Origin of the sequence: Sphingobium sp. 3R8 (assembly GCF_020166615.1) — a bacterium.
Classification (GTDB): Bacteria; Pseudomonadota; Alphaproteobacteria; order Sphingomonadales; family Sphingomonadaceae; genus Sphingobium; species Sphingobium bisphenolicum.
Genome location: NZ_JAIQXR010000002.1, coordinates 310683 through 316682 on the forward strand (window position 1 = coordinate 310683; position 6000 = coordinate 316682).

General features: G+C 66.0%; 6 protein-coding genes. 3 read left to right on the top strand and 3 right to left on the bottom strand.

The genetic code is table 11. The annotated features are described in order from the left end of the window. Positions 1-211 precede the first annotated feature (211 nt). Together K9B33_RS03495 and K9B33_RS03500 are read left to right on the top strand one after the other, a co-directional pair. The gene (locus K9B33_RS03495) at positions 212-1615 is read left to right on the top strand and encodes a DUF4139 domain-containing protein (protein WP_224546737.1); all 1404 of its coding nucleotides are present in this window, start codon (positions 212-214) and stop codon (positions 1613-1615) included. 13 nt (positions 1616-1628) lie between these two features. Continuing rightward, complete coding sequence (locus K9B33_RS03500; RefSeq protein WP_224546689.1) at positions 1629-3191, top strand: DUF4139 domain-containing protein; 1563 nt, start codon at positions 1629-1631, stop codon at positions 3189-3191. A gap of 17 nt (positions 3192-3208) precedes the next feature. Here K9B33_RS03500 and K9B33_RS03505 read toward each other — a convergent pair whose 3' ends face one another. Then, positions 3209-3604, bottom strand: a complete 396-nt coding sequence (locus K9B33_RS03505) for an acyl-CoA thioesterase (protein WP_224546691.1) — start codon at positions 3602-3604, stop codon at positions 3209-3211. After that, on the bottom strand, positions 3594-3893 hold the full coding sequence (locus K9B33_RS03510) for a hypothetical protein (RefSeq protein ID WP_224546693.1): 300 nt from the start codon (positions 3891-3893) through the stop codon (positions 3594-3596). Before K9B33_RS03510 ends, K9B33_RS03505 begins: the two co-directional genes overlap by 11 nt. A gap of 73 nt (positions 3894-3966) precedes the next feature. Here K9B33_RS03510 and K9B33_RS03515 point away from each other — a divergent pair, with 73 nt between their 5' ends. Next, positions 3967-4392 (top strand): CBS domain-containing protein, encoded by a 426-nt coding sequence (locus K9B33_RS03515; protein ID WP_224546694.1) that lies wholly within the window; start codon positions 3967-3969, stop codon positions 4390-4392. A 19-nt stretch (positions 4393-4411) separates the two neighbouring features. On the opposite strand, the gene K9B33_RS03520 is transcribed toward K9B33_RS03515, so the two are convergent. Then, positions 4412-5899, bottom strand: coding sequence for a lipopolysaccharide biosynthesis protein (locus tag K9B33_RS03520; RefSeq protein WP_224546695.1), 1488 nt, complete (start codon positions 5897-5899; stop codon positions 4412-4414). Between the last annotated feature and the right edge of the window lie 101 nt (positions 5900-6000).

The window sequence follows — 6000 nt, forward strand, 5'->3', positions numbered from 1 at the left end:
CCGCTACCGACAAGCCGGCTTTGCAACCCCGGCGCGATCCGGCACAAGGCGCTAGAGCGGTTGATCCGATTGTATCGGATCAACCGCTCTAGATTATTGGTTTTACGCGATTTCCGAGTCATCAGATGATTTCATCTGATTAGAAATCGCTCTATATATCTGGCACATATCTGGAGAGAGGCCGATGAGAGCCGCGCACCTGCTGCCCCTGATGTTCACTGCCCTGCCCCTGTCGGCCCTTTCCCTGTCGGCCCTGTCCCCTTCGGCGATGGCGCAAAGCGCGGCCGATCCCACCGGCGCCACCGCGCAGGGCGATGTCGCCGTCACCATCTACAATAATGGCCAGTCGCTGGTGCAGGACGATCGGCAATTGCCGGTGACGGCAGGCCGCAACCGCATTGAATTTCCCGACGTGTCGGCCCGCATCCGCCCGGAAACGGTGAACCTGTCGGGCCCCGGCCTCGCCATCGTCGAACAGAATTTCGATTATGACCTCCTTTCCCCCGACAAGTTGATGGACAAGGCGGTGGGGCAGGAAGTGACGCTGCTGCGCACCAACCCGGCCACCGGCGCGGAAACGCGCGAACGCGCCAAGATTCTCGCCGCCAATGGCGGCATTGTCCTCCAGATTGGCAGCCGGATCGAGGTGCTGCGCGACGATGGCCTGCCGGTCCGCGTCATCTTCGACCGGGTGCCCCCCAATCTGCGCGCCCGTCCCACCCTGTCGGTCACGGTGCAGGCGGATCGTGGCGGCACGGTGCCCGCGCGCCTTTCCTACCTCACCCCCAATCTGGGCTGGACGGCCGACTATGTCGCGCTGTTCGACGCGGCCAAAGGGGCCATGGACATGCAGGGATGGGTCACGCTCACCAACAATACCGGCACGACCTTCACCGACGCGAAGACGATATTGGTCGCGGGCAACCCGGCCAATGGCGGCGGCCGCAATAATTGGTGGCAAACAGGCAGCGGCGCGATCGATCAGGCCGGGACCGAAAGCGGTCCACGCGAACGGCTGGGCGACTATTATCTCTATCCGCTGGCCGCCCGCACCACGATCGCCAATGCGCAGCAGAAACAGGTCAGTTTCCTCGACGTGAAGGGCGCGCCGGCCCGCGCCACCTATGAATATGTCAATGGCTGGCTTGGCAGTTCGGCCGAACCGATGAGCGCATCGAGCGTGCTGAAATTCTCCACCTCGAAGGAAGGCGGCCTGGGCGATCAACTGCCTGCCGGCACGATCCGCGTCTATATGCGCGACGCGCGCGGCAACCCGCAATTCATCGGCGAAAACAGCATCGACCATACGCCCATGGGGTCTTCCATGGCGCTCCGCACCGGCGAGGCGTTCGACGTGAAGGTGCGCCCCACCGTCGAACAGCGCACGCGCAAGGGCAGCGCGCGCTGGGAAACCAGGATGCGCTACACGCTCACCAACGCCCGGCCCGAATCCGTGACGATCGATCTGGCGCAGCAGGGATTATGGGGCGACACGCGCGTGACGGCGCAAAGTCTGGAAGGCAAGCGCGTCTCTGCCGACCGGATGGAATGGAGCGTGCCGGTGCCGGCCAACGGCACGATCGACCTCAGCGTCACCTTCGATTCGCGCTACTGACGGGAGAGCGCCCGTGCCGCGCATCCTTGTCCTGTTGTTGGCGCTCTGGGCGCTGGCCGTCCCGGCGCAGGCGGAAACGATCGTTTCGCCCCGCGCCGATTCCGTCTCCGTCACCGTCTACCGCGCGCCCTTCCGGGCCAAGGGGCCGATCGACCGCGACTGGCCGGGCGGCTATGCGCTCGTCACCGAAAGCCGCACCGTCGATCTGCCCCAGGGCGACTCGGTCGTGCGGTTCGAAGGGGTGGCCGAAGGACTGATGCCCGAAACCGCGATCCTCTCCGGCATGCCGCGCGGCGTGCGGGAAAAGAACCGGGACGCCCGGCTGCTGTCCCCCGCCGGCCTCGTCGACGCCTATCTCAAGCGCAGCGTCACCCTGCGCCGCACCGACCGCAAGACCGGCAAGGTAACCGAGCAGGACGCGATCATCAGCGCCGGGCCGACCGGGGGCGTGATTCTCAAGACGGCGCAGGGCTATGAGGCGCTGGGGTGCAGCGGCCTGCCAGAGCGGATGCTCTATCCGCAAAGACCCGCCGATCTGTCGCCCCGCCCGACCCTGTCGGTGATCGCCACAAGCGACCGGCCGACCCGCGCGACGCTGCAACTCACCTATCTGGCCGAAGGGTTCGACTGGGCCGCCAACTATGTCGCGGACATGGGCGACGATGGCCGCACGCTCGACCTCATGGCCTGGCTGACGGTCGCCAATGGCGGGGTCACCGGCTTTCCCGATGCGCAGTTGAGCGTCATCGCGGGCCAGCCCACCAAGCAGGCGCGCGGGGTGCAACCGCGCCCGACCGGCGGTCCGCTGCGCCTGACCTGCTGGCCGATGGACGTCACCAGCACCCATCCGCGCTGGGATCTGTTCCCGGTGCAGGCGCCCGAAGCCGCGATGATGATGGAGGGCGCGCAGGACATCGTCGTCACCTCGATGCGCCGCACCGAACGCGTCGCCATGGCAGCGCCCGCGGCGCCGCCCCCTCCACCGCCATCGCCACCGCCGCCGCCCGAAGATGTCGGCGACCTCAAACTCTATCGCGTGCCGGTGACCGTCGATGTCGCCGCCAATGCCCAGAAGCAGGTCGCGCTGCTGCGCCAGCCGGGCGTCAAAGTGGAGCGGCTCTATGCGGCCACCATCGGCTATGGCGACGGCGCGAGCGACTCGCGGCCGATGACGCTGCGGCTGCGATTGCAGAATCGCAAGGATGACGGCCTCGGCCTGCCCATGCCGTCGGGCCGGGTCGCGATCTTCGAGGATGTCGGCGGCCTGCGCCTGCTCGCGGGCGAAGCCGATATCGGCGACAAGGCGGAAGGCGAACGGGTCGATTATGACATCGCGGCCAGCGCCGACGTCCGCATCGCCGCGCGGGCGACGGGACAGTCTCGCAAGTCCCGCAACTGGGCGATCACGCTGAGCAACGCCCGGCCCTTCGCGGTGACGGCGGAAGTCACCATTCCGCACGACATCGCGCCCCGTCCCACCGCCATGGAGCGGCGTGGCAACGGATGGATCTGGCGGGTCACGATCCCGGCCAACGACACGGTGACATGGTCCTATGCGGAGCGGCTGGCGCGCTGACCGTCAGGCGTCGGACGTCAAAAGTCGGGGAGGGGCCGCGGCCGGTGATTGGCGTCCAGCGCCACGAACGTATAGACGCCGCTGGTCAGCAGCACTTCGTCCATGCCGACGCCGCGGATCGCCACCACGTCGATCCGGATCGCGACCGACGTGCGGCCGCGCCGTTCCTCGACCGCATAGACCGACACGACATCGCCCAGCAGGATCGGCGTGATGAAGGTCATGCTCTCGATCGCCACCGTGGCCACCGCGCCGCGCGCGATTCGCGCCGCGACGATGCCGCCGGCGATATCCATCTGGCTCAGCACCCAGCCGCCGAAGATGTGGCCGTTGGCGTTGATGTCGGTCAGATGCGGCACCAGCCGCAGCACCACCTCACCCCGCTTTCCGGTTTTCGCCGTGTCAGTCGTCAAGCGGCACCTCGTCCTTCAGCCTGTCCATCACCTGTTCGTCATGCCCGGTGCCGCTCGACAGGAATGTCAGCGCCATCAGGCCGGTCCCCAGCATGAAGGTCAGCCATACGCCCAATATGGTGGCGATCGCCATGTGAATCGGCAACTGGCCCGCCCACCAATGGAGGAACAACAGCGCCAGTCCGACACAGACCGCGCCGCCCAGCGCCATCCACGCCATGATGCGGCGAAACCGCGCCCAGGCGGTTGCGGCGATCTGTGGATCATCCAGGGCTTGCTTGCGCGTCATCTCTTTTCATTGGGCCGCGAAAGTGGGATCATCAAGCGCCTATCGGGAAATGTCTCGGAAAAGGAGAGTGGTCATGAGCATCGCAACGATTTTGCAGGGCAAGGGCGACGTTGTCAGCGTACGGCCCACCGACAGCGTGCTCTCCGTCGTGCAATTGCTGGCGGAACGGCGGATCGGTTGCGTGCCGGTGGTTGAGGATGGGCAGGTCGTCGGCATTTTTTCCGAACGCGATGTGGTCTATCGGGTCGCCACCGAAGGCGCAGCCGCACTCGACCATGATGTCGGCGAAGTCATGACCGCGCCCGCCATCACCATCGACCATCAAACGCCGGTAATTCACGGCCTGTCGCTGATGACGAAGCGGCGCATCCGCCATCTGCCGGTCGTGGTCGACGGCGCGCTGGTGGGCATGATCTCGATCGGCGATCTGGTCAAATTCCGGATCGATACCATCGAATCGGAAGCCGCGGCGCTGCGCGACTATATCCAGACCGCCTGATCCGGCCCCAGCCGTCGGTTCAGGCCGGGGCCTGGACCGGCGGCGCGCGCCGCACCACCAGCGCGACCAGTTCCATCAACGTGCCGCGCGCGCACAGCATCAGCGCGGCGAGGAAGGCCAGCCCTCCCGCCGGGACCAGCACGCACAGCCGCAACGGCGCTGCCAGCGGCGGCAGCAGCCGGTCGATCGCCATCACCACCCCCGCCATCAGGATCGAACAGCCCAGCCCCGGTGCGGCGGCGCGGATCAGGTCGACGAAGCGCAATCCCATCGGGCCGCCCGCCAATCGGGCGGTGACAGCGGTGAGAATCGGGAAGGCGATCAGCCAGGCCCAGGCCAGGCCGATCGCGCCGGACTGGATGCCGATCAGAAAGGCGACCGGCATCAGCACCGCGCCGACCGCGGCGACTCGCGCGGTCGTGCCGGGGCGGCCCAGCGCATTGCTGACCGGCGCGAACATCACCTGCAGCGTCATGAACGGCATCGCCAGCGCCAGGATCGCGACGAAGGGCGCCATTTCCAGCCATTTCTGCCCGAACAATGTCTCGACCAGCGGCTCGGCCGTCACCGCCATGCCCAGATAGATGGGACAGGTCAGCAGCAGCAGCAGCTTCACCGCCTTGCAGAAGGACCAGGCCACCCGCGACACGTCCTTCTGCATCCGCGCATAGGCGGGAAAGGCGACGTCGTTGAGCGGCGGCACGAATTTGCTGACGAAAATCTGGGTCAGGAACAGCGCCTCGGCATAGAGGCCCAGTTGATGCGGCTCCAGCATGCGGCCGCCGATGAAGATATCGGCCTGGCTCTGGATGATCCAGAACATCTGGCCGCCCAGCAGCGATGCGCCATAGGCGACCATCGCGCCGGTGCCACGAAAATCGAAAGTGGGAATCGGCCTGAATCCGGTGGCGATGACATAGCCTGCCGCCTTGACCCAGAAACCGGCGATCGGCGCGAACACCAATGTCCACACCCCCCATCCAGACAGGGCGCCGATCAGCGCCACCGCGGCCGAAGCGATCGCGGCGATCAGGTTGACGAGGGCGGGCCGCTTGAAATCGAGCGCGCGTCCCATGATCGCTTCGGGCACGGAGAGGAAGGGGGTGGAAAGATAGAGCAAAGCCTGCACCCGCAGCAGGTCGGCGACCATCGGCTGGTCATAATAGTCGGCCGCCAGCGGCGCGATCGCCAGTTGCAGCAGCGCCAGCGCGCCGTTCAGCAACAGCATGATGGTGAAGGCCTGGCGCAGCCGATGGGTTTCCACCGTGTCAGACTGCACCAGGGCGCTCACCAGCCCATAGCCGTTGAGGAAGGTCGCGAAGTTCAGGATCACCTGGGTCATGGCGAACAGGCCGTAATCGGCGGGATCGAGCAGGCGGATGACCGCCAGCGTCACCACCCAGCTCATCATCTGCGAGAGGATCTGGCTGCCCGATCGCCAGAATATGGCGCTGCGTATCCGTGCGCCGAAACCCGCGTCATTCGCGTCGGCATCCTGCAATGTCATGCGCCCGTCTTTCCTGAAATCCGATCGATCATGCATCGGCTGTAGCGGCCAACCCCCAAAAATTTCTGAAATAAAATTGCAAAAAGCATTTGACGGGTCAG

Bases quoted from the DNA above. Each gene is read 5' to 3' on its own strand.
- K9B33_RS03495 (WP_224546737.1), top strand. From the start codon at position 212: ATGTTCACTGCCCTGCCCCTGTCGGCCCTTTCCCTGTCGGCCCTGTCC.
- K9B33_RS03510 (WP_224546693.1), bottom strand. From the start codon at position 3,893: ATGACGCGCAAGCAAGCCCTGGATGATCCACAGATCGCCGCAACCGCC.
- K9B33_RS03515 (WP_224546694.1), top strand. From the start codon at position 3,967: ATGAGCATCGCAACGATTTTGCAGGGCAAGGGCGACGTTGTCAGCGTA.
- K9B33_RS03520 (WP_224546695.1), bottom strand. From the start codon at position 5,899: ATGACATTGCAGGATGCCGACGCGAATGACGCGGGTTTCGGCGCACGG.